Raw genomic sequence first — 23,420 nt, 5'->3', positions numbered from 1 at the left:
ACTGCAAGTATGGGTCTCGTGAACAGTGATGACGGAACGGGCAAGAACACCAAAGATGCATCGTCTGCGACGCGTTCGGCCACACGCGCCGCAGAAGTGGCACGGAACATCGCGCGCAGTCTGACGAATCTGCCACCGAAAGGTGTACACCCGGCGCTGATCCCCGGAGTCGGAGTGGAACAGACCGGCCGGGTGTATCGCACCGACTGGCTGGTTTTCGGTGTCGCCGCGGCCTTCGTCGTCGCATTCATCGGCTGGGGCGTCCTCGGCGGCGACAGCCTCGCCACCACTGCACAATCCACGCTGAACTGGGTCATCGAGTACACCGGAGTCTTCTTCACCTCGGTGGCGACAGCGATCCTGCTCTTCATGATCTTCCTCGGAGTCAGCAAGTACGGTCGCATCCGACTCGGGCGTGACGACGAAGCGCCAGAGTTCTCGATGTTCTCCTGGATCTCGATGCTTTTCGCCGCGGGCATGGGCATCGGCCTGGTGTTCTGGGGAGCCGCGGAGCCGCTGACCTTCTTCGAGACGCCGCCCCCAGGAACCGTCGAGGGCGGAACACTCGAGGCGATGCAGACCGCACAGGCACAGGTGCTGTACCACTGGGGCCCGCAGGCCTGGGCCTTCTACGCCCTGGTGGGTGTCGCGATCGCATACGGATCGTTCCGCCGCGGGCGCACGCCGCTCATCTCATCGGTCTTCGCGCCCCTGTTGGGAGAGCACAAGACGACAGGTCCGCTGGGAAAGACGATCGACATCTTCTCCATCCTCGTGACTCTCTTCGGCACGGCGGCGTCTCTGGGTCTCGGCGCCTTGCAGATCGGCCACGGCGTCGAGATCGTCTCCGGCATCGGAGAGATCGGCAACGGCGTGCTCATCGCTGTGATCGCCGTGCTCACTGCCTGCTTCATCGCTTCAGCGGCATCCGGTGTATCCAAAGGCATCCAGGCACTATCGAACATCAACTCGGTCGCAGCCATCGTTCTGTCGTTGTTCGTCTTCTTCGTCGGCCCCAGCCTGCTGATCCTGAATATCATCCCGGCGATCGCGTTCGAGTTCATCAATGATCTCCCCCAGATGATGGGACGCTCCAGCGCACAGGGCGAGGCGACGCAGCAGTTCCTCGCCTCCTGGACGATCTTCTACTGGGCGTGGTGGATCTCGTGGTCGCCGTTCGTCGGTATGTTCATCGCCAAGATCTCGCGCGGCCGCACCATCCGGCAGTTCGTGCTGGTCGTGATCGCCGTACCGTCACTGATCTCTATGGTCTGGTTCGCGATCTTCGGGACAACCGCGATCGATCAGCAGCTGAACGGAGCAGAGCTAGCGACGGCACCGCCGGAAAATGTGCTCTTCGGCGTGCTCGAGAACCTTCCGCTCACCGGCATCACGAACATCTTGCTGATGCTCCTCATCGCGATCTTCTTCATCACCGGAGCTGACTCTGCGTCACTCGTCATGGGCACGATGTCACAGCAGGGAGACCCGACGCCCAAGCGATGGGTCACGATCACGTGGGGCACGCTCATCGGCGTGATCGCTGCGGTGCTGCTCGCCACGGGTGTCGAGGGAAGTGGTCTACGCGCGTTGCAGAACGTGACGATCATTGCGGCGTTGCCATTCGCCGTCATCCTGGTGTTCATGATGGTCGCGCTGATGAAGGACCTCGGTCGCGACCCATTGATCCTGCGTGACAAGTACGCACGACAGGCGCTCCGGCACAGTGTGCGCACAGGGCTGGAAGAGTACGGAGATGACTTCGCGCTCGTTCCGAGCGAGTACGACCATTCCCAGGACGACCACCCATGGATCGATGAGCCGGCGGACGAGGCGTTCACCGAAATTTTCGAAACCTCGTCGCTGCCGATCATCGTGGCGGATGCTTCGGATGAACAGCCCCTCGACCTTGACGCCGGCGGCAGCCCGGAGCAGGCGAACGGAGACGCAAAATGAGCGACACGACCATCGAAGATTGGGCCCGTCTCTGCGCTTTACTGGACGACGACCCCGAGCTGGAACCGGCCGTGCGCCAGGCGGTCACCGACGAGACCGACGCTTGGCAGGTGCTGATCGACGGGCTCGATGAGGCGGGCGCGCTTGCGTACCTCGATGAGAAAGACACCGGCATCGAACTTGCTGATGCTCTGCCCGCGCTCCCCCGAATCTTCCGCACCGGGGTTGACGTCGATGAGGTCGGTGACGTCGACGGTGATCTGTCCGCGGCTGTGGTCCGCGCCGACGAACTTCTCAACCCGCACGGCTTACGCCTCGTCTACCTCGATGAGGACACTGATGCCTACCCGTTGGTCGCCGTCCCGACCGCCAACGTCGATGAGATCATTGCCCTGTCTGAGAGGCTGGGGCACACCGCGCGTTCGTTCAGCTGAGGCGGACTGTCACCTTCGCCTCACTACGCGATGACGCCCACCTCTGCATCAGGCGGAGTAATTTTTCGATCCTGTGCGGGAAACAGCACCTTCTGCACGATGATGATGATGCTTGCCGTCACCGGGATCGCCACCAGGGCGCCGAGGATTCCTCCGAGTGCACCGCCACCTACCGCGGCGATCACGACGATCGCACCGGGCACTGAAACCGCGCGACTCATGATGCGCGGACTCAGCACGTACGCCTCGATCTGCATGTAGATGAGGTAGTAGACGGCCGCGATCAGCGCGGTGATCGGTGCGTCGAACAGACAGATCAACGAAATGATGATCGATGCGCTGAGCGTTCCGACGAGCGGGATGAGCGAACCGATGAATGCGAGCAGCGCGAGCAGCGCCGGCACAGGCGCCCCGATGATGCTCATCAAGATGATCGTCAGCACCGCGTTGATCGATGCCAGGCTGACCTGACCGATCACGTAGCGCCCCACCGCCGTTGACACGTCTTCGAGCAGCTCGCTGAAGCCCGGCCGCCGATATGCAGGAACGAACCGCGCTGCGGTCCGCTTCATGCTCCGCAGCGACGCCATGAAGTACAGGGTCAGGATGAGCACGATGATCACCCCGGTGACTCCGCTCGCGATCCCCGACCCGACAGCGATCAGCCCGCCGCCGATCTGGCCGAGATTGTCGGGGTCCTGGAAGAATTCCAGCGCACCGTTGGCAGCGTTCTCAATCTCCGCACCATATTGGCCGGTCACCTGCGTGAACCAGTCGCTACTCATCACGTCCTCGATCATCTTCGGGGCGTCTTCGATGAGATTGGCGATCTGGCGCACAAGTATGGGGACGATCGCGAGCAGGATGCCGGCGAAGATCACCAGTACTCCGGCGACCACTACGCTCACGGCAGCAGCCCGCGGCATCCGCTTCTCCAGGAACACCACGACGGGGTCGAGGCCGAGGGCAAGGAACAACGCCACCCCGATATAAATCAAGACCGTCGCAAGCTGGCCGACGATCGCGCCGATCAGAAGTGCGACGAGCACTCCCAGCGCCCCGACGAGCCCGAATGTGAACGGTTCGATCCGGTTCAGATGGCTGCTGTTGCCGAGCGTTCCACCGTCACTGCTCGCTCTGATACGACTCCACATGCTGCCCCCTCTAGTTCGATTCCGTGTGATATTTGAGCACTCGCAACGTCGCAGGTCAAGGGGCGTGCAATGGGTGGTGAGTCGTGATTCACGTGCGAAGCGAACTCCACACGGCAGGCCGCGGCATCCCGCCAACGCGACGCTCCAGCTCCGCGGCGAGCGCGATGATCGTAGCTTCTCCACCCGGGCGTCCAATCAGTTGCACGCTCACCGGATGCCCCGACGCATCCAGTGTTACCGGAACCACCACGGCCGGAAGACCTGCGACGTTCACGAAACTCGAGTACGGCGCGTAGCGCACCTGCTGCGAGAAGTTCTCCGCGGCGTCGGTCGGGTGAAACCATCCGACCGGCTGCGGTGGCAGCGCGAGCGCCGGGGTCAGCACCGCATCGAACGGCGCGAACGACGAGATCGTGGCGCGCTCGAACGCCGTTGCCGCGGCGAGCGCCTCCAGAACCTCGGCGCCGGTGAGACCGAGTCCCTCGCGCACCAGCCACGCGGTGATCGGCTCGACCAGTTCGAGCTCGGCATCAGAGAGATTCATGCGCGCCGCGCTCGTGCGCCAGATCGTCGTGAACATCTCGGCATAGCCTCGCGGACGCCAGTCGAACTCGTCGACACCGTGTCGGGCATCCGTCAGCAGCTTTGCCGCCACCAACACCGCCCGCGCAGCATCCGGGTCGAGACGAATGTCGTCGTCATCGTCCCACGGCGAGACTGTCGTCACGCCGACGCGAGCGGATGCCAGATTCTCCGTCGCTGCGTCGAGGAACGACCCTCCGCCGGGAGCCGCCGTGGCGTACGAATACGCTCGTCCCGCGACCTGTACGTCGAGCAGCAGTGCGGCGTCCGCGACCGTGCGAGCGATGGGACCCGCCACAGGCAGTCCGCCAGGACTGTCGAGACCGGAAGCGAATGGGATGCGACCTCGGGAGGGCTTGATCCCCACCACGCCGGCCGTCGCCGCCGGAATGCGAATCGACCCGCCACCATCGGATGCCGGGGCCAGCGGCAGCAGCCCGGCGGCGACGGCGGTCGCCGCGCCTCCGCTTGAGCCACCTGCACCGTTCGCCGGATTCCACGGGTCGCGGGCAGGTGGAGCGATCTGCGTCTCGGTGTATCCGGTGAGCCCGAACTCCGGAGTGTTCGTCTTGCCGAGACTGATGCCGCCCGCTTCATCGAGCACCGCGGCCTGATCTGCCGTGGCATCCGGTACGAAATCCTTGTGCAGTCTGGAGCCGAACCGCGTCGGCACCCCGGCGCGCGGGACGAGGTCTTTGTCGCCGAATGGCAGACCCCAGAGCGCACCCTCAGGCTCACCGAGCGTCGCAGCCCGGGAGCGCGCAGCATCCGCCGTCACTTCGACGAAAGCGCCGAGTCCGCCATCGAGCCGGTCGATCCGGTCGAGGTAGTGCGCGACGAGGTCGACAGGGCTGATCTCACGCGCTCGGAGCGCCGCCAGCTGTTCGATCGCGGTCAGGTCGTGCAGCTCAGCCATGGCTCGAGCCTACGGGCGACGTTGACTGCGTGCGGCCGCCGCGTCATTTCACTGGCGCGGCGGCATACCGGGATGCTGCGTGGTCGGCGGCATGGGGTACGGGCCACCTGGCCGCTGCCCCACCCGCTCCGCATCGGCGCGCAGAATGCCGTTCTTAACGGCAGTACGCATGATGAGATAACCGATCCACAGTGTGAGCGCGAGCGTGCCGAGATAGATCACCAGCCCGAAAATAATTGCGCCTATTCCGAGTCCTGCTGCCAGTCCTGAGTAGTCGTTGTTCATGCCCACAAGCTAGCGAATTGCCGCGACCGCCGAAAGGGCATCCACCGATCGGTGGACCCCACAATCAGCCGCCCGGCCGCTACCGACAGGCCCCCGGAACAGGCCACGATGGAACCATGACCGAAAACGTGATCGAGGTTCGCGACCTCCGCAAGTCGTACGGGGCCTTCACTGCCGTCGACGGCATCAGCTTCGACATCCACCGTGGCGAGACCTTCGCACTGCTGGGGCCGAACGGTGCGGGTAAATCCACGACCATCGAGATCCTCGAGGGATACCGCCACCGCACCTCCGGTGACGTGCGGGTACTCGGCGTGGATCCACAGCGCGGTGGACTCGAGTGGAAGGCACGGCTCGGCATCGTGCTGCAGTCCACAGGAGAGGCCGGCAACGTCACGGTGCGCGAACTGCTCACCGAGTTCGCCGGCTACTACCCTCGCCCGCGAGACATCGATGAGGTGATCGCCGCCGTCGGACTCGAGCAGAAGCAGAAGACGCGCGTCGGCAAGCTGTCCGGCGGACAGCAGCGACGCATGGACGTCGCCCTCGGGATCATCGGTCGCCCCGAGATGCTCTTCCTGGACGAGCCGACCACCGGCTTTGATCCCGAGGCGCGGCTCCAGTTCTGGGATCTGATCAACTCCCTGAAGGCAGAGGGCACGAGCATCCTGCTCACCACTCACTACCTCGACGAAGCCGCCAAGCTCGGAGATCGCGCCGCAGTCATCACGGGCGGTCAGATCAGCGCGATCGGGCGCATCGATGAGATCGGCGGGGCGGATGCCCGCACCCCACGTGTTCGCTGGACCGACGCGGACGGCACGACGCGTGAGGAGCACACTAATCAGCCTGGCGCGGTCGTTGCTGGGCTGTTCCGCGACGGCGGCGAGCCGCGCGGACTCGAAGTCGTCCGCCCCACGCTCGAAGACATCTATCTCGGCCTGATCCGCGAGCATGCGGCCGCCGACACCATGGAAACGGTGAAGGAACTCGCATGAACGCCACCACACTGCCCGCGACGACCACGAACTTCGGCCTCGTCCGCACTTTCCGCCTCGGCCTCCGCCGCATCGGGTTCGAGTTGCGCCAGTATTTCCGCGCCGGAGACCAGGTGTTCTTCACCTTCCTCTTCCCGACGCTGATGTACCTCATCTTCGCCACGATCTTCACCGGCGACATCGGTGAGGGCCCCGACGCCATCAGCATGGCGACCTACTATCTGCCAGGACTCATCGCCGGTGGCATCCTGCTCTCCGGCGTGCAGGGCCCCGCACTCGAGATCGCGATGGAGAAAGACGACGGCACGCTCAAGCGCCTTGGCGGTACCCCGATCTCTCCCGTGACGTATTTCATTGGAAAACTCGGCCAGGTCTTCGTGACCGCCATCCTGCAGATCGCGCTACTGATCGTCGTCGCCGTGGTGCTCTACGGAGTGGAACTGCCAACGGATGCCGCTGCATGGGGCCGCTTCGCCTGGGTCTTCGTGCTGGGGCTCATCACCTGCACCCTGCTCGGCATCGCACTTTCTGCCGTGCCACGCACGGGCAAGTCGGCGGCAGCGGTTGTCATCCCGATCGTGCTGCTCATCCAGTTCATCTCCGGCGTCTACATCGCCTTCTCGATGCTGCCGGAGTGGCTACAGAACGCCGCCGGCGTGCTGCCGGTGAAGTGGATCGCACAGGGCATGCGCTCAGTGTTCCTGCCCGATTCGTTCCAGGTCGCCGAGGTCAGCGGATCATGGGATCTCGGGCTCATCGCGCTCGTGCTCGTCGGTTGGCTCGTGGTCGGACTCATCATCAGCAGGCTGACGTTTCGCTGGATCCATCGGAACGGATGAGTGGTGCGCAGGGTCCGCATCGAAGTGGAAGAGTGGGACGCATGAGTAGGATCCGCGGTGAACAACTGGGGTGGGACATCGCCAGCGTTGCGCTGTTCGTTGTGACCTCGGTCATCGCGTTCGCGGACGCGCCGCGCTTCGCCGGGACATCGTGGATGCTGGTCGCGATTGCGGCTGGCATCCTGGCCGTCTACGTGTTCGGGGCGCGGCGGTACGTCAGCATCCGCGAAGCCCCGCTGCCGTCAGCACTGGCGTCGGCCGTCATCCAGATCGCACTGATCGCGCTCCTCGCGGTCGGAACCTCGCTCGCCCCGAACATGCTCCTGCTGCAGACGATCGTGCTGCCGCTGATTTGGATGACGTCGCGCTCCGTCCGCCAGTCCATACTCGTCACCCTCGCGAACGCGGTCGTGCTGGGACTCGCCTACTCCGTGTGGGGCGGATTCGAACAGGCGACGGTGATCGCGGGGTTCCTCACCTCGTTCCTCTCAGCGGCGTTCAGCATTGCCCTCGGACTGTGGATCAGCCGCATCGCCGAATGGGGCACCGAGCGACAGCGACTGCTCGCAGAGCTGACTGAGGCGCAGACGAGCCTGGAGTCGGCAAGTCGCGAGGCCGGTGCCACCGCCGAGCGCTCGCGTCTCGCCCGAGAAGTGCATGACACGATCGCGCAGACGCTGACCAGCATCGTCATGCTCGCCGAACGCGCTCGACGCGACGGGTCGGCCGACACCATCGCCCTGATCGAGGAGTCCGCGCGCGATGCCCTGCAAGAAGCGCGCACGCTCGTGGTCTTGGAATCGCCGGCGTCCACGCCGTCCGGATCTCTCGCGCAGGCATTGCACCGGCTCGGCGAACGGTTCGAGCGCGAGACCGGGGTGAGCGTGCACGTCGAAGCATCCGAGTGCACCGTGCCCCGTGACATCCAGGTCGTCCTGCTGCGCTGCGCACAGGAGGGACTCGCGAACGTCCGCAAACATGCCGCGGCGAGCGCCGCATCCATCGCGCTGAAGGTTGGCGCGGACGCCAGCCTCACGGTGCGCGACGACGGCCGCGGGCTTCGAGACGCCACCATCGACGCCGGGCACGGTTTCGGGCTGGCGGGCATGCGTGATCGCATCGCCCTCGTCGGCGGAACGCTGGACGTGACGGATGCCGCGCCGAGCGGCACCGCTTTGACCGTGCGCATCCCCCTGAAAACTGAGGCGGAGCTGACCACAGCGGAGGTTCCCGAATGATCCGCGTCATCGTCGCCGACGATCACCCCATCGTGCGCTCCGGCATCGTCGGCCTACTCTCGCTGGACGACGGGCTCGAAGTTGTCGGAGAAGCATCCGATGGTGTCGAGGCCATCGAGCTCGCGCATGCGCTGCACCCAGACGTCATATTGATGGATTTGCGGATGCCGCGACTCACCGGCGCGGAGGCCACCGCCCGCCTCGCCGCAGAACTGCCCGACATCCGAGTGCTCGTACTGACCACTTACGAGAGCGACGACGACATCCTCGGCGCGATCGAGGCGGGCGCGAGCGGCTACCTTCTGAAGGCTGCCCCGCAGGAGGAGATCGTGGCCGGCATCCGGTCGGTCGCTGACGGACACACGGTGCTCGCGCCATCGATCGCTGCGACCCTGGTCACTCGCATGCGTGCGGCCCGCGAGGAGCGTCCGCAGTTGAGCCCGCGCGAACTCGACGTTTTGCGGCTCGTTGCGGCGGGAGGCAGCAACCCCGCAATCGCGAGGGCGCTGTTCATCGGCGAAGCGACGGTCAAGACACATCTGCTGCACGTGTTCGAGAAGCTCGGCGTTTCCGACCGCACCCGCGCCGTCACGCTCGCGCTGGAACTCGGGCTACTGTAGCCGTCAGGTTTTGCGGCCATAACGAACTTCTGCGGCCACTCCCGAAGGATGTGGCCGCAGAAGTTGCGATGTTCCGCTGAGTTGCAGTGGGCTAAGCGGATGCCTTGCTGAACTGCGACGCCGCAGGGCAATCGAACGGATCGCTCGCAGCGAGTCCCACCCGGTTCAAGTATTCGATGACAATCGCATACGAGCGGAGGATGGTGGTCTCGGTGTAAGGCACATCATTGGCCAGGCAGTAGTCGCGCACGATCGCACGCGCCTTAGCCAAGTGCGGGCGCGACATGCTCGGGAACAGGTGGTGCTCAACTTGGTAGTTGAGGCCGCCCATGAACGCGGTGACCCACCAGCCGCCGGAAATATTGCGCGAAGTGCGCACCTGCTTGGTGAAGAAATCGAGTCGAGCGCCAGGCTCGATGATCGGCATGCCCTTGTGGTTCGGGGCGAACGCAATGCCCATGTAGACGCCGAAGACGGCAAACTGGATGCCTGCGAATGCGAATGCCATCCCCAGCGGGAGCATGATGAACACCGGCACCAACACGGCCGCAAGACGCCCCACGATGAGGCCGATCTCGAGCCACCGGCCCTTAACCTTCTTCTTCGTGAAAAGGTACTTGAGCCCCTGCAAGTGCAAGTTCAGGCCCAACAGCGTGAGCAGCGGGAAGAACAGCCACCCCTGCTTGCGGGTGATCAGTCGGATCAGCCCCCGCGACTTCGCCGCATCCTCCTCGAGGAATGAAATCGTGTCGATCTCGATGTCGGGGTCTTTACCGACCTGGTTGGGGTTGCCGTGGTGCTTGGTGTGTTTGTTGTCCCACCAGGAGTAGCTCATCCCGACGAGACCGATAAGAATGCGGGCGAGGCGGAAGTTCGCCGGGCCAGAAGCAAGGATCTGCCGGTGTGCCGCCTCGTGGCCGAGAAAGCCGATCTGCGTGAAGATGATGCCGAGAGCTCCGGCGATGAGCAGCTGGAACCAGCTGTCGCCGAGCAGGATGAACCCGGTGATGGCTCCGCCGAGTGCGAGTGCGATGCCCGCCGCGACGAGGCTGTAGAACCAGATGGTGCGATTCAGAAGTCCGGTCTCACGGACGACCTGCGACACGCTTCGATACGCCTTCGCCATCGGGGGGAAGTCGGCATTGCCTGCGTACGTCTGGCGTACTGGTCCGAGGATGTTACTGGTCGTTTCGGCGACCGTAGAGGTGGAGATAATGTTCTCCTGTCGATCGGAGCCCTTGAGCTGTGAAGCCAAGGGCGGACGCCGTTCGCTTCACTCCAGGCTAACGTGCCCCGTATACGCCGCCGCGTATACGTTCGGCCTTCGGAAGCAATCTTCAGGAACGAGCCCTGGTCAGGTGACGGCGCAGCGTCTGCCGGATCGAACGCGTGCGGCGACGTGGTGGGCACTCGAGGGCCGACCGGGCGTCGGCGAGGGTGGAGAACGACCCAAGGTCGGTTCCGTGGTTGTCGTGAACGAGGTGTGTGGCACCTTCGCGTTCGACGAAACCGGCGAACTCGCCTTCGCGAGTCGCAACATAGACGTTGTCGTCTGCCTGTTTCCAGTTCAGGGGCAGGGGTGAATGGGTGGATGTACTACTCATGGTGATGCTCAATACTCATTGCTTGGTGCGGACGCGCGCGCAGGCGCATCTCAGGATCTTGAGATCAGAAGCGGATGCCGCGCGCGTCGGTGCGAGCGGTCCTTTACGGCCCTGATCAGTGGCTACGTGATGCGCCGAATCACGGCGAAACCTTCACGTTGCGCTATTACTCTACCGCAGAACCGCCGGCGCGTTCACATTTCCGTCCTTTTCGCCGACGACAGTGCGTATTTCATCCATTCACAGGACATATCTTCCGCTCGCGCCCGACTTCCGATAGAGTGACCAGCGTCTGCAGTACCTGTTGCGACGAACTCCATGTGGGAATGGCGTTTACCTCCTGTGATATGGGATCACAGTGAAGCAACAGGACCCGAGGGGTCGGGAATGCGGACGTTCACCGCGAGCGGTTGTTCGCGGGCTGGGGAACACTGGGGAACACATGTCGCATTGGGGAATGCTGCGTTCATTCGCAGTTCGGGGAGCGTCAGCATGACGTCCGTCGAGGACGCGCTGAGTCTCACGCGTACCGGGTCGAAGTTCATGCCTGCCGGGGCGCCGCGCGCCGCCAGGACGCTGCCGAACCACGTGGCAGCGCCACGCATGTCGGCAACGCTCGAGCGACGCCAGCAGTGGGAGCGCCGTTATCGCATGCGGCTGCGCCTGTCTGACGCCGCGGTCATCGTGGCAGTCGCCGCGCTTACCGCAGCGATTCAGGTGTTCCTTCTTGGTACACCGCTCACCGTCGTACTTCGCGGTGCGATCCTGTCGATCGCGACCCTCTACGTGATGCTGGCCGCGTTGAACACGCGCTCGGCTGCGATCTTCGGCTCGGGTGCCACCGAGTACCGTCGGGTTGCGCACGCCGGTGGGCTCGCGTTCGGGATCGTCGCGATCATCGGCATCCTCCTGGAGTGGGATGGTCTGCGGCCACTGCTCGTCATTGCTCTGCCGACCGGGATGCTGGGGCTCCTGGTCGCGCGGTGGAGCTGGCGGCGTTGGCTGCAGCGTCGACGACGGGGCGGTGCGTATGTTTCGCGCACGCTCGTCGTCGGCGCCACCACGGATGTCGAGTATGTGATCAGCTCGCTGCAGACCAGTGGCGAGAACGGCTACCACGTCGTGGGGACGACGTTGCTGGATCGCAATGCGAGCGAAGTCACGGTCGGCGAAAGTCGGTACCCGGTGGTGGGCAACGTGACAACTGTGGCAGCGGCAGCCGCGCGGATCGGTGCAGATACGATCATCGTGGCCAGCCGGCCCGATGGGGACACCGATTTCGTGAAGCACCTGAGCTGGCAGCTCGAGGGAACTGCCGCCGAGCTCGTGCTCTCCAGTCGTCTGACGGATGTCGCAGGTCCGCGCATCTCTCTGCGTCAGGTCGATGGGTTGCCATTGATCCAGGTGAAGATCCCGACGTACGAGGGCGGGCTGCACCTACTCAAGCGTGCCCTCGACGTCGCGGTCTCTGGGCTCGCGCTCATCCCGATCGGCCTGGTCACGCCTGTGCTCGCACTGCTGATCAAGTTGGATTCGCCAGGACCGGTCTTCTTCCTCCAGGAGCGCGTCGGCCGCGATGGCCGCACGTTCCGGATTGTGAAGTTCCGCTCGATGAAGACGGACGCCGAACAGCAGCTCGCCGCGCTCAAGGAGCAGAACCAGGGTGCAGGCCTGCTGTTCAAGATGAAAGACGACCCGCGGGTCACGCGCGTCGGCAAGCTGCTGCGCAAGCTGTCGCTCGACGAGCTGCCGCAGTTCTGGAATGTGCTGATCGGTGACATGAGTGTCGTCGGCCCACGGCCGCCGCTGCCCAGCGAGGTCACCGCGTACGACGGGACGGTGCTTCGCCGCCTCTACATCAAGCCCGGCATCACCGGACTCTGGCAGGTCTCCGGACGCAGCGATCTCTCATGGGACGAGAGCGTGCGCCTGGACCTGCGCTACGTCGAGAACTGGTCCGTGATGAACGATCTGCAGATCATGTGGCGGACCGGACGGGCGATGGTACAGCCGAAGGGGGCGTACTGATGAACACTCAAATAGAACCGGATTCGAAGCCACGGCGCTGGCTGCCACAGGCGATCGCAGGCCTTGTCGCCGTGGCCGCAGTCGGCATCGGAATCGCCGTACTGGTACCGACGTTGACAGCACCACCGTCAGCGTCAGAACCGGACGTGATTCTCGAAGAAGGCGACACTGGCGATGACGAAGATATTTCCGAGGATCCTCTCGCGACCGTGGCAGTGCCAACAACAGCACCGCTGACCTCGGACGAGCAAGTCGAGATCGAACGAGTCAACGTCGCCGTCGATCTGATCGTGGCGGCCACAGACGAAATCGCCCAGCGCGGCGATGGCTCTGCGGTCGGCATCGAATCGGTTGCCACAGGCTGGGTTCTCGGAGAGCTGCAGTCCAAGGCCAGGGAACAGTACGACCTCGGCTACCAGCAGACCGGTGAAGCAGTTGTGACCAGCATCACCACGACCGCTGTGGATCTGGCCGCCGATCCGGCGACGATGACGCTGAAGGTCTGCATCGATGTGTCTGACATCGATGTGACTGACGCCGCCGGCAATTCGCTCAAGGCTGCGCTGTACAACCCGGGCCACCCGGTGGCTCATGTCTATGGCGCAATCTTCGAGGACGACACCTGGAAGATCTCCACTCACGAAATTCCGGACGTGCAGGACTGCCCCGCAGCCTGACCGCCCCCACAACCGTTTACGGAAGACGATGATGAACACCATCTCTATCCCGCGCCAGTCAAAGACCGCGCGCATCGCGACCGGCGCAGCCGTCGCCATCGCAGCAATGATCGGCACCCTGCTGATGCCGACGGCAGCACCAGCTGCCGAAGCACTTCTCCCGGACGGCTTGACGGAGGCGTCCGCCGCGGCCTCGTGCTGGGAGATCAAGCAAAGCCACCCAGCATCCACCGACGGCATCTACTGGCTGGTGACGCCCGAGTTGGTGGCGCCCGAGCAGTTCTACTGCGACCAGACCACCGATGGTGGCGGTTGGGTGCTGATCGGCCGCGGCCGCCAAGCCTGGAAGGAAGGCTACAACGGTCTGCGCACGCCGGCTCAGCTGCGCAACACCGTCACGGGCACGGGTGCGTTCCTGCCTGCACAACTGCCGTCGGCCACAGTAGACGCGTTGCTCAACGGCGAGCGCGTGGATACCCTGGCCGACGGCATCCGTCTGCGTCGTGCGACGAACACGGGCGGAACGCAGTGGCAAGAGGTGCGATTCAAGCTCACGCAACGCGATCGCTGGGTGTGGACGTTTGGTGCGACGCACCGCGTCGCGAGCTACTCGTTCAATGGCAGCACCGGCTCCGGCGGACAGACCAACAACTTCGGCAGCAACAACCAGACGAACCGTGTGGTGTTCAGCGAACAGTCCTCGCACGGCTACGTCAATGGCTGGGCATTCGGCTCCAATATCGGCGGAAGTACTGCAGCCGACTCCTACGTGTGGAGCCCGAGCGGGCAAGGCTATGCCCGACCGTTCACTCAGATGTTCCTGCGACCGAAACTGACGCTCGCAGCGCTCGACTTCGGCACCGTTCCGGCGGAGGGAACTCCCGCGAGCACGGTGGCCGCCATCCCCGAGAGCGATGCGATCACGACTTCCTGGGGCGTCTCCGGATTCGCCAACGGCAGTAGTGGCGAGCTCAACACAGAGGTCGCAGTCTTCGGCGAGGCCGCGGGCAACGTCTTCGTCGGCGGCAACTTCAAGTTCGTGCAGCGCACGCAGGCTGGCGGCGACCAGGTTCAGCAGTCGAACCTCGCTGCCTTCGACGTCAGCACTGGACAGTGGAACTCCACGTTCCGACCGACGATGAACGGCCAAGTGAAAGCCATCGCGACTCTCCCTGACGGGCGTCTCGCGATCGGCGGACAGTTCTCGATGGTCAATGGCGTCGCCCAAGCTGGACTCGCATTCCTCGACCCCAACACAGGGGAACTCTCCGGTTGGCAGGTAGCGGCCGAACACCGCTCGACCGGTGGCGTTCCGTACATCCGAGGCTTGGACGTTCAGGGCGGCCACCTCTATGTCGCAGGGTCCTTCACCCACCTCACAGCGGTCGGCTCTACAACGAGCGCCAGCACGTGGAACGGCGGTCGTATCGACCTCGCCACCGGAGCACCAGACATCAACTGGAACGCTTTCCTGAACGGCACCTCCGTCTCCGTCGATGCCTCAGATCAAGGCGATCGGACGTACTTCTCCGGATACTTCAAGATGAAGCAGAGCACCTCGACTCCGAGTGCGGCTGCGATCCAGACCGCATCTGGGGCGCCGCTGGTCAGCCCGCTCTGGGTTCCGCGGTTCTCGAAGTCCGGCACCGACGGATCGGGCAATATCACCGGAAACGTCTGGCAGCTGGGCGTCCAAGAAGCAGGCGACAAGGTGTGGCTCGGCGGCTCGGAGCATTCCCTGTTCGCCTATAGTCGCGACACCTTCGAGCTGTTGCGCGGATCGATTACCAACGACGGTGGCGATTTCCAGACGGTGGAGACGAACGGCGCCCTCGTTATCGCGGGCTGCCACTGCGGCAACTGGGTCTACCAGGACGCCTATACGTGGAGGGATCCTGGCACCGCATGGGAGCAAGCCGACAAGATGAACCTCGTCGGTGCGTGGGATGCGGCCACCGGCGACTACATCCATGCCTGGTCGCCCACTCTGCAGGCGCGTGCCGGCTACGGCGCATGGGGCACGTTCTACGACTCGACAGGCGTGCTCTGGGTCGGTGGTGACTTCAGCCGCTCGGTGCGTGCCGGCGAGGTCAACCAGTGGTCTGGCGGGTACATCCGCTTCGCCCCGATGGATACGGCCGCGCCGACCACACCAGGAGAGATCTCCGCGGTGCCCGCAAGTACCGCTGAGATGAGTTTGACCTGGGGTGGGTCCTCCGATCCAGGCGGTGTGACATATGAGGTGCTCCGCGAGAACCATGTCATCGCCTCGACCACGACCGCGACATACACCGTGCCGGTCTCCGAAGAGCCAACGAACTACTTCGTTCGTGCGCGCGATGCGGCCGGTAACCGGTCTGCATCCACGCCCGCATTCGTGGTCGCGCCGTTGCCGGAATCCGCACTGACATTCGCCGATGCTGAGTCCGAATGGACCTGGCGCTATTCGAACGATGCGTTGCCGGCTGACTGGAACATCGTCGGATTCGATGACTCGGCGTGGGCGACGGGCAACGGCCTGTTCGGCCGTGGCGTCAGCTCAGCGACCACTGACATCGAACCGGTCGACATCCCCAGCAATCCGCTGAGCGCGCAGTTCCGCCGCGTGTTCGAGGCGACAGAAGCTGCGAGCATCGTCGATGGCACGGTCACCGTGATTGCCGACGACGGCGTGGTGGTGTATCTCAACGGGGTTGAGCTTGGCCGAGCGAATCTGCCGGAAGGCACGCTGACGCAGAACTCCTATGCAACCAGTGCACCGAGGTACTCGACTGCGGTCGCCAACCCGATCACATTCGCGGTGCCCGCAGGGGCGCTGGTAAACGGTGACAACGTCATCGCCGCATCGACACACGCGGGCTGGCGGGCGAGTCTCGATCTCAGCTTCCAGCTCTCGTTCACCGCGGATCGTGGTGAAATGCCCGCAGCACCGGATGCCGTGACCGCACTTGTCGGCACGAGCACGGCGGACGCGGTCACACTCACGTGGACCGCACCGGCAGAAGGCACCGCACCCACCGGATACACGATCAGCCGTGATGGCGAGAAGATCGGCACCACTGATGCTGAGACGATGACCTTCACGGACACCGGTCTGTCGTCCGAGACGGAGTACTCCTATGACGTAGTTGCGAACGGGCTGGGTAGCCTGGTCTCGCCCGCGGCAACAGCTGTGGTCACCACCACGCCGCCACCGGATGCCAATGAGCTGCCCGTCGCCGTCGATGCCGAATCGGTCTGGTCCTGGCGCTACTCAAACGACGCACTCCCGTCGGATTGGAACACGGTCGCATTCGATGATGCGGCATGGGAGATCGGAACCGGTCTGTTCGCGCGGGGTGTCAGCGGAGCAACGACCGACATCGAACCCGTCGACATTCCCAGCAACCCGCTGAGTGCTCAGTTCCGACACACGTTCGACGTGATTCAGGCAGCCAGCCTGACCGACGGCACCGTTACCGTGATCGCCGACGACGGTGTTGTGGTCTACCTCAACGGGACCGAACTCGGCCGCTCGAACCTGCCCGAAGGCGCACTGTCGCAGAACTCCTACGCGCAGTCCGCCCCACGGCACTCGACAGCGATCGCCAACCCGGTGACCTTCGCTGTCCCCGCGAGCCTCCTGTTCAACGGGGAGAACGTCATCGCAGCGTCAACGCATGCCGGCTGGCGGGCGACCACCGACCTGAGCTTCCAGCTTTCGTATACGGCTGAACGCGGCGAGATGGCCTCTGCGCCGAACGCGGTAACCGACCTCAGCGCCACAAGCGCCGAAACCTCCGTGACACTCACCTGGGCTGCCCCGGCCGAGGGCTCAGCGCCGACTGGCTACGTGATCACTCGAGGGGGCGAGAACGTCGGCTCGGTGGACGCGGCTACGACGACCTTCTCCGAAGACGGACTGACTGCCAGCACTGCGTACACATACGCGGTCACTGCGACGGGTCTGGGAAGCCTGATCTCTCCGCCCGCCACGGTGGAGGTGAGCACCACGGCCCCACCGGCTGAGAACGAGTTGCCGGTCAGTGTCGACGGCGCTTCGGTATGGAGCTGGCGGTATTCAAATGATGCTCTGCCAGCGGACTGGAACGCACTCGTCTTCGACGACTCCGCCTGGGCGACCGGAACCGGACTGTTCGGCCGCGGTGTCGCCGAAGTCACGACCGACATCGAGCCTGTCGACATTCCGAGCAACCCGCTAAGCGCCCAGTTCCGCCACACGTTCACGGTGCTCGATGCCGGCACAGTTGCCGACGGCACGGTCACAGCGATCGCAAACGATGGCGTTGTGCTCTATCTCAACGGGGTCGAACTGGGCAGAGCAAACCTGCCCGAAGGCCCATTGACGCAGAATACTTACACCACCGTCGCGCCGCGGCATTCGACGGCAGCAGCCGCGCCGGTCACATTCTCCGTGCCGGCTGCCCTCCTTCAGGAAGGTGAGAACGTGATCGCGGCGTCGACGCACGCGAGCTGGCGAGCAACACCCGATCTCACATTCGAGCTCTCATTGAGTATGCTTCGCGGATGAGCAGGCTTACAACGGTCCAGGCCCGGCGAGCGCTCGCTTCTGCACAAAAGTCAGGGGCGGGCGTTCCTGCGTACCTGCGCTGGGTGAACCGGCCATTGGGCGGGCAGGCCGCGGTCATCGCCGCGACGTGGGGCTGGAGTCCGAACGGCGTCACCGCGCTCAGCGCCGCGCTGGGAGCGGTCGGCATCGGCGTCCTCGCAGGTGTCCCCACCTGGTGGGCAGGGCCAATCGCCGCGGTGCTCCTGCTCCTCGGATACATCTTGGACTCCGCCGACGGCCAACTCGCGCGTATCCAGGGGCGTGGCGGTCCCGCAGGCGAATGGTTGGATCATGTCGTCGACGGTGTACGCGCACCGCTGGTGCATATTGCCATCGCCATTCACCTCCTACGGACGGACTCCCCGTTCTGGCTGGTACTGATCGCCGGGCTGTTCTCGGCGCTGGTTTCGGCATGGTTCCTGTCGCAGCTACTCGCCGAAAAACTATTGCCGAAGGTTCCTCGCGCTGCCGACGATTCGTCCGCAGGAGTGATGAACTCGTTCGTCAAGCAGCCGCACGACACCTCAACGACCTACCTGACGTTGCTATTTCTTGGGCTTCCCATCGCATTCGCCGTGATCTACACAGCCCTCTTCGCGTGGCACGTGCTGATGTCCGCAGCATCGATGCGTCGCAAATACGTTCAACTCGCAGCTCTCTGAAATCAACATGGCCACACTCATCTCCTCGCCAAGCCGATCGCTCATCGCCGCGACCGGCCAGGACGCGAGCCGTGAGGTCGAACCGCGCGTGCTCCCGGCCTGGCCCGTGCTCACCGTGTTGTGGGGATACCCGATCTTCTGGCTGCTCGGGCTGCTGCCCTTCGTGTCAGTGATCATGGCGGTCCCGATGGTGGCGTTGCTGGTCATGCGGCGCCGTATCCTCTTCGTACCCGGCATCATGCCCTGGATCGGCTTCGTCCTGTGGATGATCCCATCCGCACTGATGATCGACCAGCTGGGTCGGGGAGTCGGCCTCGGCGTGCGGTTCAGTCAGTTCCTGGCGCTCGCGATCATCATGATCTACATCGTCAATGCGCGCACATCGCTCTCGCCGAAGCGCGTTTTCAACGGGCTGACATTCATTTGGATCTTCATCATCGTCGGTGGTTATCTGGGGATGCTGTTTCCCGAAGTGCAGCTGACGATGACGATCGGACGGCTGCTGCCCGATGCGCTCACGAGCAACGACTACGTCGCCGAGCTCGTATTCCCCACGCTGGCGGAGATTCAGACACCGTGGGGCGCGGAAGAGCCGTTCGTCCGTCCGTCCGCGCCGTTCTCGTACACGAACGGCTGGGGTGCCGCGATGGCGGTCCTGACGCCGATCGCAATCGGCACCGCCATCGGGCATCGCACCGCGCGCGCGATGTGGATGCTTGTCATCGCTCTGGTCGCCGCGATTCCGCCTGCCGTCGCCACGACAAACCGGGGTCTCTTCCTCGGCCTCGCCGGCGCCGTGATCTACGTGCTGTTCTGCCTGTTGATTCGGGGACGGCTCCTCGCATTCTTCTGGGTCACCATGCTGGGCATCGCTGGAACGATCATCCTGCTGCTGTCCGGATTCCTGGATGGGATCATCGCCCGCCAGGAGACCGTCGATACCACGGAGGGTCGAGGTGATCTCTATCTGGAGACCTGGGAGCGGACCTTGGAATCGCCGATCATCGGCTTCGGTGCACCTCGCCCCAGCCTGATGAGCGAGATCCACGTGGGGACACAGGGCGCCATCTGGAACGCGATGTTCTGCTTCGGGCTCGTCGGGCTCGTTCTTTTCCTCGGCATGATCGTTCTGGGCGCCGTGCGCACCTTCGACGCTCCCAACCTCTCCGCCGTGTGGATCCACGCCAGCGTGGTCGTCACGGTTTTCCTATCCGTCTTCTACGGGCTGGACCGTCAGCTCGTCTTCGTTGGCATCGCCCTCGCCGTGCTGCTGCGGGAGAAATATCTTGGCAGATCGTCGTACTGGATCACACATCCGGTCCCCTTCGCCCGAGCCAAGAATGAAGAGTGAGGGTCTCGCGCGCAGCGGACTGATCAGTCTGTTTGGGTCGGCGTTCGCAGCAGTCGCCGCGCTCGTGCTCACGGCGATCGTCGGAAATACTCTCGGCGCGAGCGGCACCGGGCTCTTCTTCCAGGCGATGGGCATCTTCACAATCCTCACGCAGGTGCTGCGGTTGGGCACGAACAGCGGCGTCGTGCGTTTCATCGCCGAACAGCGCGCATTCGAACGCGCGGGCGCGGAATGGCGCATCATCGGATACGCGGTGATTCCGGTCGCCATCGTCTCCGGCGCAGCTTCCGTCGCGGTGTGGTTCCTCGCCGACGCCCTGGCTGCGTGGTTGGCTGCTCCGGCCGATGCGGAGGGCCTCGCGAACCTCCTCCGAGCGATGGCACCGTTCGTCATCCTCGGAGCATTGATCGGTGTGCTGCAGATCTCCGCACGGATGCTCCGCGGTGTCACCTCGTTCACCCTGCTGCAGAGCGTGCTGCTCCCAGCGAGCAGACTCCTCACCGTCCTGTTCGCGGTATCCATCGCGGGTGTCGCCGCCTGGGGCGCCTTCGAAGCGTGGCTGTGGCCGCTGCCAGTGTGGGTACTCATCACCGCAGCGGTCGTCGTTGGTCCCCTGATGCGCGATATCCGGCGTCGATCGGAGAGCAGTCCGGAAACCCGCCCCAGTTTCGGTTCGTTCTGGCGCTTCAACGCGCCTCGTTCCGTCAGCTCCGGATTGGAAACGGCGCTGGAGTGGGCTGACGTCCTCATCATCGCCGCTGTCGCCTCGCCCGCCGTCGCGGGCGTCTATGCGGTGGTCACACGCGCCACCCGAGCCGGCGGCGTCGTCGACAAGGCCATGCGCGTCGCGGTGTCTCCTACGATCTCCGCTCTTCTCGCACGCGACCGCTTCGAGGACTCGACCAGGCTCCACACCAAGGTCGTGCGCGCGATGATCCTCATGAACTGGCCGTTCTACCTACTCCTGATCTCGATGGGCTCGGCCGTGCTGGCGATCTTCGGCGAGGAGTTCATCGTCGGGTGGGGACCGATGACGCTGCTCGCTGCCGCCATGATGTTCCAGACCGCCTGCGGCATGCTGCAGAGCATCCTGTTGCAGGGCGGCAAGAGCACATGGCAGATGTACAACAAGGCGGTTGCGCTCACGCTCAGTATCGGCGGCAACCTCGCGCTCGTGCCCCTGTGGGGCATCTGGGGCGCTGCGGTGACCTGGGTCATCGTTGTCGTGGTCGACAATCTGATCGCGGCGGTCCAGGTGCACCGCGGCATGCACGTGAATCTGCAACCGGCGAAACTGATCCCTGCGATGATCGCGCCGGTCATCGTGTTCGGCGGTGGCGGCGCGTTCTTCGGCTGGTGGGGCGGCACGAGTTTTGGCATCCTGATCCTTGGCGGGATCGTGCTCTGCCTGATCTATGCCGCCGTGCTCTGGGTGTTTCGTCGCCGGTTGCACATCGACTCGCTGTGGCGGAAGATCCCCGTCATCGGCCGATTCGCATGACTCGCTGAGGGATGCTCAACGCCGCAGCTTGGACGCCACGATCGCCGACCCGCTGCGAACGAGGCGCGGGACGAAGGCGTACCAGCGTGCGGGCCGGATGGGCTGCTCGAGCAATGCGCGAACAACGTCGGCGCCCGGCGTCGAGATCTCAGAGGGCTTCTCGTCCGTGTCGGCAGATGCAAGTGCGCGATCGAGAAGCGCGGCCAGATCCTCCGATGTGAGTGCACGTCGGATAATGCCCAGCGACTCCATCTCCGCCGAGAAGACGAGCTGATGGTCATCGACGACCTCACCGTCGCCCGGCACTCGCGGAACGACAATGGGGATGATCCCGAGCGCCCGCATGTCCATCACGCCACCCGCCCCTCCCTGCAGAACGACGGCGGTCGCCTGACCGCAAAGGTCGAGCAGTTCCGTGTACGGGAGGATCTCGATGTTCTCCGCGCCGACGACGGCGACCGAAGGCCCATGCTGCATGACCAGTCGCACGCCCTCCGTGCGCTGCAACCAACTCTGCACCCACTCAGACAGGCGGTCGAACGGGAGGTGGTAGGTGCCCGCCGAAACCACGACGAGTGGCGCGCTCACAGCACCACACCCACATTTCGAGAGCCCGGATAGAACTCCCGCATACGCTCCCACTGCACGAGGAACTCGTCGGCGAACGGATACACGAGCCGTCCACTCAGTCCCGGCGACGAAATGCGGTCGACCGGCTCAAGATACACGGTGCGTGCTCCGAAGAACCTCGCCTGTGTGAAGAACGGAAGGGCGATGGCCGCGCCAGTCGAGAAGACGATGTCGGGACGCTCCTCGGCGAGAACTCGTCGTGCGAGACCGAAATTGCGCAGCAGGTTCGGGACGTTACGCACCGTCGGATAATGGATCTCGTGGACCTTCTCTGACGCGAGCCGAGATCGCGCGTCCTCGACAGGGAACGTCGCCCAAGAGCGCTCGTGCTCGCCCCACCAATCGCGCAGGGCAAGCGCCTGGGTGAGGTGTCCTCCCGACGAGCAGGCGATGAGGATCTTCATCGTCAGATGCCTCGACCGCGACTCCGTACGAAACGGATCACCGCGTCAGCGCTGACCAGCCGCCAGGAGATGGCGATGGCGAGCGCTGCCTTGATCTGCTTCGGGTTGTGGCGAAGTGCACGCCACGCCCACTTTCGACCTTCGCTGCGCTGATCGTTCGCGACGAGAGCGAACGCGATCTGCGCTTCAATGCGGCCCAGTGCGGAAGGAATCGTCGCGATGTCCGAGTGCTTGCGCAGCAGATACTGCAATGCCTCAGCGTAGACGGCCCACTGGCCGAAGTAATAGGACTGGCCCTGCCACCTGACCTTCACCAGAGGCTCGTTCACCACGGTGACGATGCCATGTTCGGAGGCGCGCAGCAACAGGTCGTAGTCCTCGCCGTAGGCTCGAGGAAGGTCCTCGTCGATCAGGCCCACCGGCCCGAGAAGCACATCCCGGCGAAAAAGTAGTCCGCCCGAGGGGATGCCAGGGTGGCGATCACGGAGGAAATCCTGGTGTGTCAAGTCGTCCTTTTCGACCAATCGGACAATATTGTTCACCCCGTCATCCAGCACCATTGCCGTCGCAATGGCGATGGCGTCAGGACGCTCGTCCATCCGCTTTAGCTGCGCTTCGAGCTTTCCGGGCAGCCACTCATCGTCGTCATCAAGGAAGGCGACGAGGTCACCCTTGGAGTCGAGGATGCCTGAGTTACGGGCGCCGGCAAGGCCCCGCACGCGAGTGTTCGCGATTCCTCTCACAGACCAGCCGTCGGGTACCTCGACATCTGGCACCTCAATCGGACAGGCATCGAAGACGATGATGACCTCCCCCGTGCGAGCGGCTCCTTGATTCAGGATGCTCTCGACGGCGAGCTTCATCAGCTCCGGACGTTTATGCGTCGGCACGACGACAGACACTTCACACAGCACGCGCACTTCCCCTTAGATACGCATCCGATATCCGCGCCCCCGCGCGTTCGGAATCCC

The 23,420-nt window shown here is 64.1% G+C and carries 20 protein-coding genes; 12 read left to right on the top strand and 8 right to left on the bottom strand.

What is annotated here, in order from left to right:
* Nucleotides 1-18: 18 nt before the first annotated feature.
* Together ACSU1G_RS12845 and ACSU1G_RS12840 are read left to right on the top strand one after the other, a co-directional pair.
* Nucleotides 19-1,956 carry a BCCT family transporter gene (locus ACSU1G_RS12845; RefSeq protein ID WP_439280345.1) on the top strand — a complete coding sequence of 646 codons (1,938 nt, stop codon included), beginning with the start codon at nt 19-21 and terminating at the stop codon, nt 1,954-1,956.
* A complete protein-coding gene (locus ACSU1G_RS12840; RefSeq protein ID WP_439280344.1) occupies nt 1,953-2,390 on the top strand; it encodes a DUF6630 family protein in 438 nt (145 codons plus the stop codon). Before ACSU1G_RS12845 ends, ACSU1G_RS12840 begins: the two co-directional genes overlap by 4 nt.
* A gap of 23 nt (nt 2,391-2,413) precedes the next feature.
* Here the strand turns inward: ACSU1G_RS12840 and ACSU1G_RS12835 are convergent, their stop codons facing one another.
* From ACSU1G_RS12835 to ACSU1G_RS12825, 3 genes are all read right to left on the bottom strand, one after another.
* On the bottom strand, nt 2,414-3,544 hold the full coding sequence (locus ACSU1G_RS12835) for an AI-2E family transporter (RefSeq protein ID WP_439280343.1): 1,131 nt from the start codon (nt 3,542-3,544) through the stop codon (nt 2,414-2,416).
* 88 nt (nt 3,545-3,632) lie between these two features.
* On the bottom strand, nt 3,633-5,042 hold the full coding sequence (locus ACSU1G_RS12830; RefSeq protein ID WP_439280342.1) for an amidase: 1,410 nt from the start codon (nt 5,040-5,042) through the stop codon (nt 3,633-3,635).
* Nucleotides 5,043-5,090: 48 nt separating this feature from the next.
* On the bottom strand, nt 5,091-5,327 hold the full coding sequence (locus ACSU1G_RS12825) for a hypothetical protein (RefSeq protein WP_439280341.1): 237 nt from the start codon (nt 5,325-5,327) through the stop codon (nt 5,091-5,093).
* Nucleotides 5,328-5,443: 116 nt separating this feature from the next.
* Between ACSU1G_RS12825 and ACSU1G_RS12820 the strand changes: the two genes are divergently transcribed.
* Genes ACSU1G_RS12820 through ACSU1G_RS12805 form a run of 4 tightly spaced genes read left to right on the top strand, consistent with a single transcriptional unit; the run spans nt 5,444 to nt 9,022 of the window.
* Complete coding sequence (locus ACSU1G_RS12820) at nt 5,444-6,325, top strand: ABC transporter ATP-binding protein (RefSeq protein WP_439280340.1); 882 nt, start codon at nt 5,444-5,446, stop codon at nt 6,323-6,325.
* Complete coding sequence (locus tag ACSU1G_RS12815) at nt 6,322-7,164, top strand: ABC transporter permease (RefSeq protein WP_439280339.1); 843 nt, start codon at nt 6,322-6,324, stop codon at nt 7,162-7,164. Before ACSU1G_RS12820 ends, ACSU1G_RS12815 begins: the two co-directional genes overlap by 4 nt.
* A 41-nt stretch (nt 7,165-7,205) precedes the next feature.
* Entirely contained in the window at nt 7,206-8,402 is a 1,197-nt protein-coding gene (locus ACSU1G_RS12810; RefSeq protein WP_439280338.1) for a sensor histidine kinase, read from the top strand.
* Entirely contained in the window at nt 8,399-9,022 is a 624-nt protein-coding gene (locus ACSU1G_RS12805; protein WP_439280337.1) for a response regulator, read from the top strand. The genes ACSU1G_RS12810 and ACSU1G_RS12805 overlap by 4 nt, the downstream gene beginning before the upstream one ends.
* A 91-nt stretch (nt 9,023-9,113) precedes the next feature.
* Here ACSU1G_RS12805 and ACSU1G_RS12800 read toward each other — a convergent pair whose 3' ends face one another.
* Both ACSU1G_RS12800 and ACSU1G_RS12795 read right to left on the bottom strand, forming a co-directional pair.
* Nucleotides 9,114-10,277 carry a fatty acid desaturase family protein gene (locus ACSU1G_RS12800; protein WP_439280336.1) on the bottom strand — a complete coding sequence of 388 codons (1,164 nt, stop codon included), beginning with the start codon at nt 10,275-10,277 and terminating at the stop codon, nt 9,114-9,116.
* Nucleotides 10,278-10,359: 82 nt separating this feature from the next.
* The gene (locus ACSU1G_RS12795) at nt 10,360-10,626 is read right to left on the bottom strand and encodes a hypothetical protein (RefSeq protein WP_439280335.1); all 267 of its coding nucleotides are present in this window, start codon (nt 10,624-10,626) and stop codon (nt 10,360-10,362) included.
* Between the two features lie 492 nt (nt 10,627-11,118).
* Between ACSU1G_RS12795 and ACSU1G_RS12790 the strand changes: the two genes are divergently transcribed.
* The 6 genes from ACSU1G_RS12790 to ACSU1G_RS12765 are packed head-to-tail and all read left to right on the top strand — an operon-like array spanning nt 11,119 to nt 21,415.
* Complete coding sequence (locus ACSU1G_RS12790) at nt 11,119-12,654, top strand: sugar transferase (protein ID WP_439280334.1); 1,536 nt, start codon at nt 11,119-11,121, stop codon at nt 12,652-12,654.
* Entirely contained in the window at nt 12,654-13,331 is a 678-nt protein-coding gene (locus tag ACSU1G_RS12785) for a hypothetical protein (protein WP_439280333.1), read from the top strand. Before ACSU1G_RS12790 ends, ACSU1G_RS12785 begins: the two co-directional genes overlap by 1 nt.
* Nucleotides 13,332-13,362: 31 nt before the next feature.
* Nucleotides 13,363-17,862 carry a fibrinogen-like YCDxxxxGGGW domain-containing protein gene (locus tag ACSU1G_RS12780; RefSeq protein ID WP_439280332.1) on the top strand — a complete coding sequence of 1,500 codons (4,500 nt, stop codon included), beginning with the start codon at nt 13,363-13,365 and terminating at the stop codon, nt 17,860-17,862.
* Nucleotides 17,859-18,563, top strand: a complete 705-nt coding sequence (locus ACSU1G_RS12775) for a CDP-alcohol phosphatidyltransferase family protein (protein WP_439280331.1) — start codon at nt 17,859-17,861, stop codon at nt 18,561-18,563. The genes ACSU1G_RS12780 and ACSU1G_RS12775 overlap by 4 nt, the downstream gene beginning before the upstream one ends.
* Before the next feature lie 7 nt (nt 18,564-18,570).
* On the top strand, nt 18,571-19,914 hold the full coding sequence (locus ACSU1G_RS12770; protein ID WP_439280330.1) for an O-antigen ligase family protein: 1,344 nt from the start codon (nt 18,571-18,573) through the stop codon (nt 19,912-19,914).
* On the top strand, nt 19,904-21,415 hold the full coding sequence (locus ACSU1G_RS12765) for an oligosaccharide flippase family protein (protein ID WP_439280329.1): 1,512 nt from the start codon (nt 19,904-19,906) through the stop codon (nt 21,413-21,415). The genes ACSU1G_RS12770 and ACSU1G_RS12765 overlap by 11 nt, the downstream gene beginning before the upstream one ends.
* A 15-nt stretch (nt 21,416-21,430) precedes the next feature.
* Here the strand turns inward: ACSU1G_RS12765 and ACSU1G_RS12760 are convergent, their stop codons facing one another.
* Genes ACSU1G_RS12760 through ACSU1G_RS12750 form a run of 3 tightly spaced genes read right to left on the bottom strand, consistent with a single transcriptional unit; the run spans nt 21,431 to nt 23,339 of the window.
* Nucleotides 21,431-22,003 carry a glycosyltransferase gene (locus tag ACSU1G_RS12760; RefSeq protein WP_439280328.1) on the bottom strand — a complete coding sequence of 191 codons (573 nt, stop codon included), beginning with the start codon at nt 22,001-22,003 and terminating at the stop codon, nt 21,431-21,433.
* Nucleotides 22,000-22,449 carry a UDP-N-acetylglucosamine--LPS N-acetylglucosamine transferase gene (locus tag ACSU1G_RS12755; RefSeq protein WP_439280327.1) on the bottom strand — a complete coding sequence of 150 codons (450 nt, stop codon included), beginning with the start codon at nt 22,447-22,449 and terminating at the stop codon, nt 22,000-22,002. Before ACSU1G_RS12755 ends, ACSU1G_RS12760 begins: the two co-directional genes overlap by 4 nt.
* Before the next feature lie 2 nt (nt 22,450-22,451).
* Nucleotides 22,452-23,339, bottom strand: a complete 888-nt coding sequence (locus tag ACSU1G_RS12750; protein ID WP_439280326.1) for a glycosyltransferase family 2 protein — start codon at nt 23,337-23,339, stop codon at nt 22,452-22,454.
* Nucleotides 23,340-23,420 lie beyond the last annotated feature (81 nt).

The organism is Microbacterium sp. A93, from assembly GCF_051842835.1.
Note: the sequence above shows the minus strand (reverse complement) of the source record. Positions and strands in the feature narration are given on the sequence as shown.

What these genes read in the sequence shown, in the direction of transcription:
- ACSU1G_RS12815 (WP_439280339.1), top strand. Translation starts at nt 6,322, where the DNA reads ATGAACGCCACCACACTGCCCGCGACGACCACGAACTTCGGCCTCGTC.
- ACSU1G_RS12835 (WP_439280343.1), bottom strand. Translation starts at nt 3,544, where the DNA reads ATGTGGAGTCGTATCAGAGCGAGCAGTGACGGTGGAACGCTCGGCAAC.
- ACSU1G_RS12805 (WP_439280337.1), top strand. Translation starts at nt 8,399, where the DNA reads ATGATCCGCGTCATCGTCGCCGACGATCACCCCATCGTGCGCTCCGGC.
- ACSU1G_RS12755 (WP_439280327.1), bottom strand. Translation starts at nt 22,449, where the DNA reads ATGAAGATCCTCATCGCCTGCTCGTCGGGAGGACACCTCACCCAGGCG.
- ACSU1G_RS12830 (WP_439280342.1), bottom strand. Translation starts at nt 5,042, where the DNA reads ATGGCTGAGCTGCACGACCTGACCGCGATCGAACAGCTGGCGGCGCTC.
- ACSU1G_RS12780 (WP_439280332.1), top strand. Translation starts at nt 13,363, where the DNA reads ATGAACACCATCTCTATCCCGCGCCAGTCAAAGACCGCGCGCATCGCG.
- ACSU1G_RS12795 (WP_439280335.1), bottom strand. Translation starts at nt 10,626, where the DNA reads ATGAGTAGTACATCCACCCATTCACCCCTGCCCCTGAACTGGAAACAG.
- ACSU1G_RS12785 (WP_439280333.1), top strand. Translation starts at nt 12,654, where the DNA reads ATGAACACTCAAATAGAACCGGATTCGAAGCCACGGCGCTGGCTGCCA.
- ACSU1G_RS12775 (WP_439280331.1), top strand. Translation starts at nt 17,859, where the DNA reads ATGAGCAGGCTTACAACGGTCCAGGCCCGGCGAGCGCTCGCTTCTGCA.
- ACSU1G_RS12810 (WP_439280338.1), top strand. Translation starts at nt 7,206, where the DNA reads ATGAGTAGGATCCGCGGTGAACAACTGGGGTGGGACATCGCCAGCGTT.
- ACSU1G_RS12790 (WP_439280334.1), top strand. Translation starts at nt 11,119, where the DNA reads ATGACGTCCGTCGAGGACGCGCTGAGTCTCACGCGTACCGGGTCGAAG.
- ACSU1G_RS12840 (WP_439280344.1), top strand. Translation starts at nt 1,953, where the DNA reads ATGAGCGACACGACCATCGAAGATTGGGCCCGTCTCTGCGCTTTACTG.
- ACSU1G_RS12820 (WP_439280340.1), top strand. Translation starts at nt 5,444, where the DNA reads ATGACCGAAAACGTGATCGAGGTTCGCGACCTCCGCAAGTCGTACGGG.
- ACSU1G_RS12770 (WP_439280330.1), top strand. Translation starts at nt 18,571, where the DNA reads ATGGCCACACTCATCTCCTCGCCAAGCCGATCGCTCATCGCCGCGACC.
- ACSU1G_RS12765 (WP_439280329.1), top strand. Translation starts at nt 19,904, where the DNA reads ATGAAGAGTGAGGGTCTCGCGCGCAGCGGACTGATCAGTCTGTTTGGG.
- ACSU1G_RS12825 (WP_439280341.1), bottom strand. Translation starts at nt 5,327, where the DNA reads ATGAACAACGACTACTCAGGACTGGCAGCAGGACTCGGAATAGGCGCA.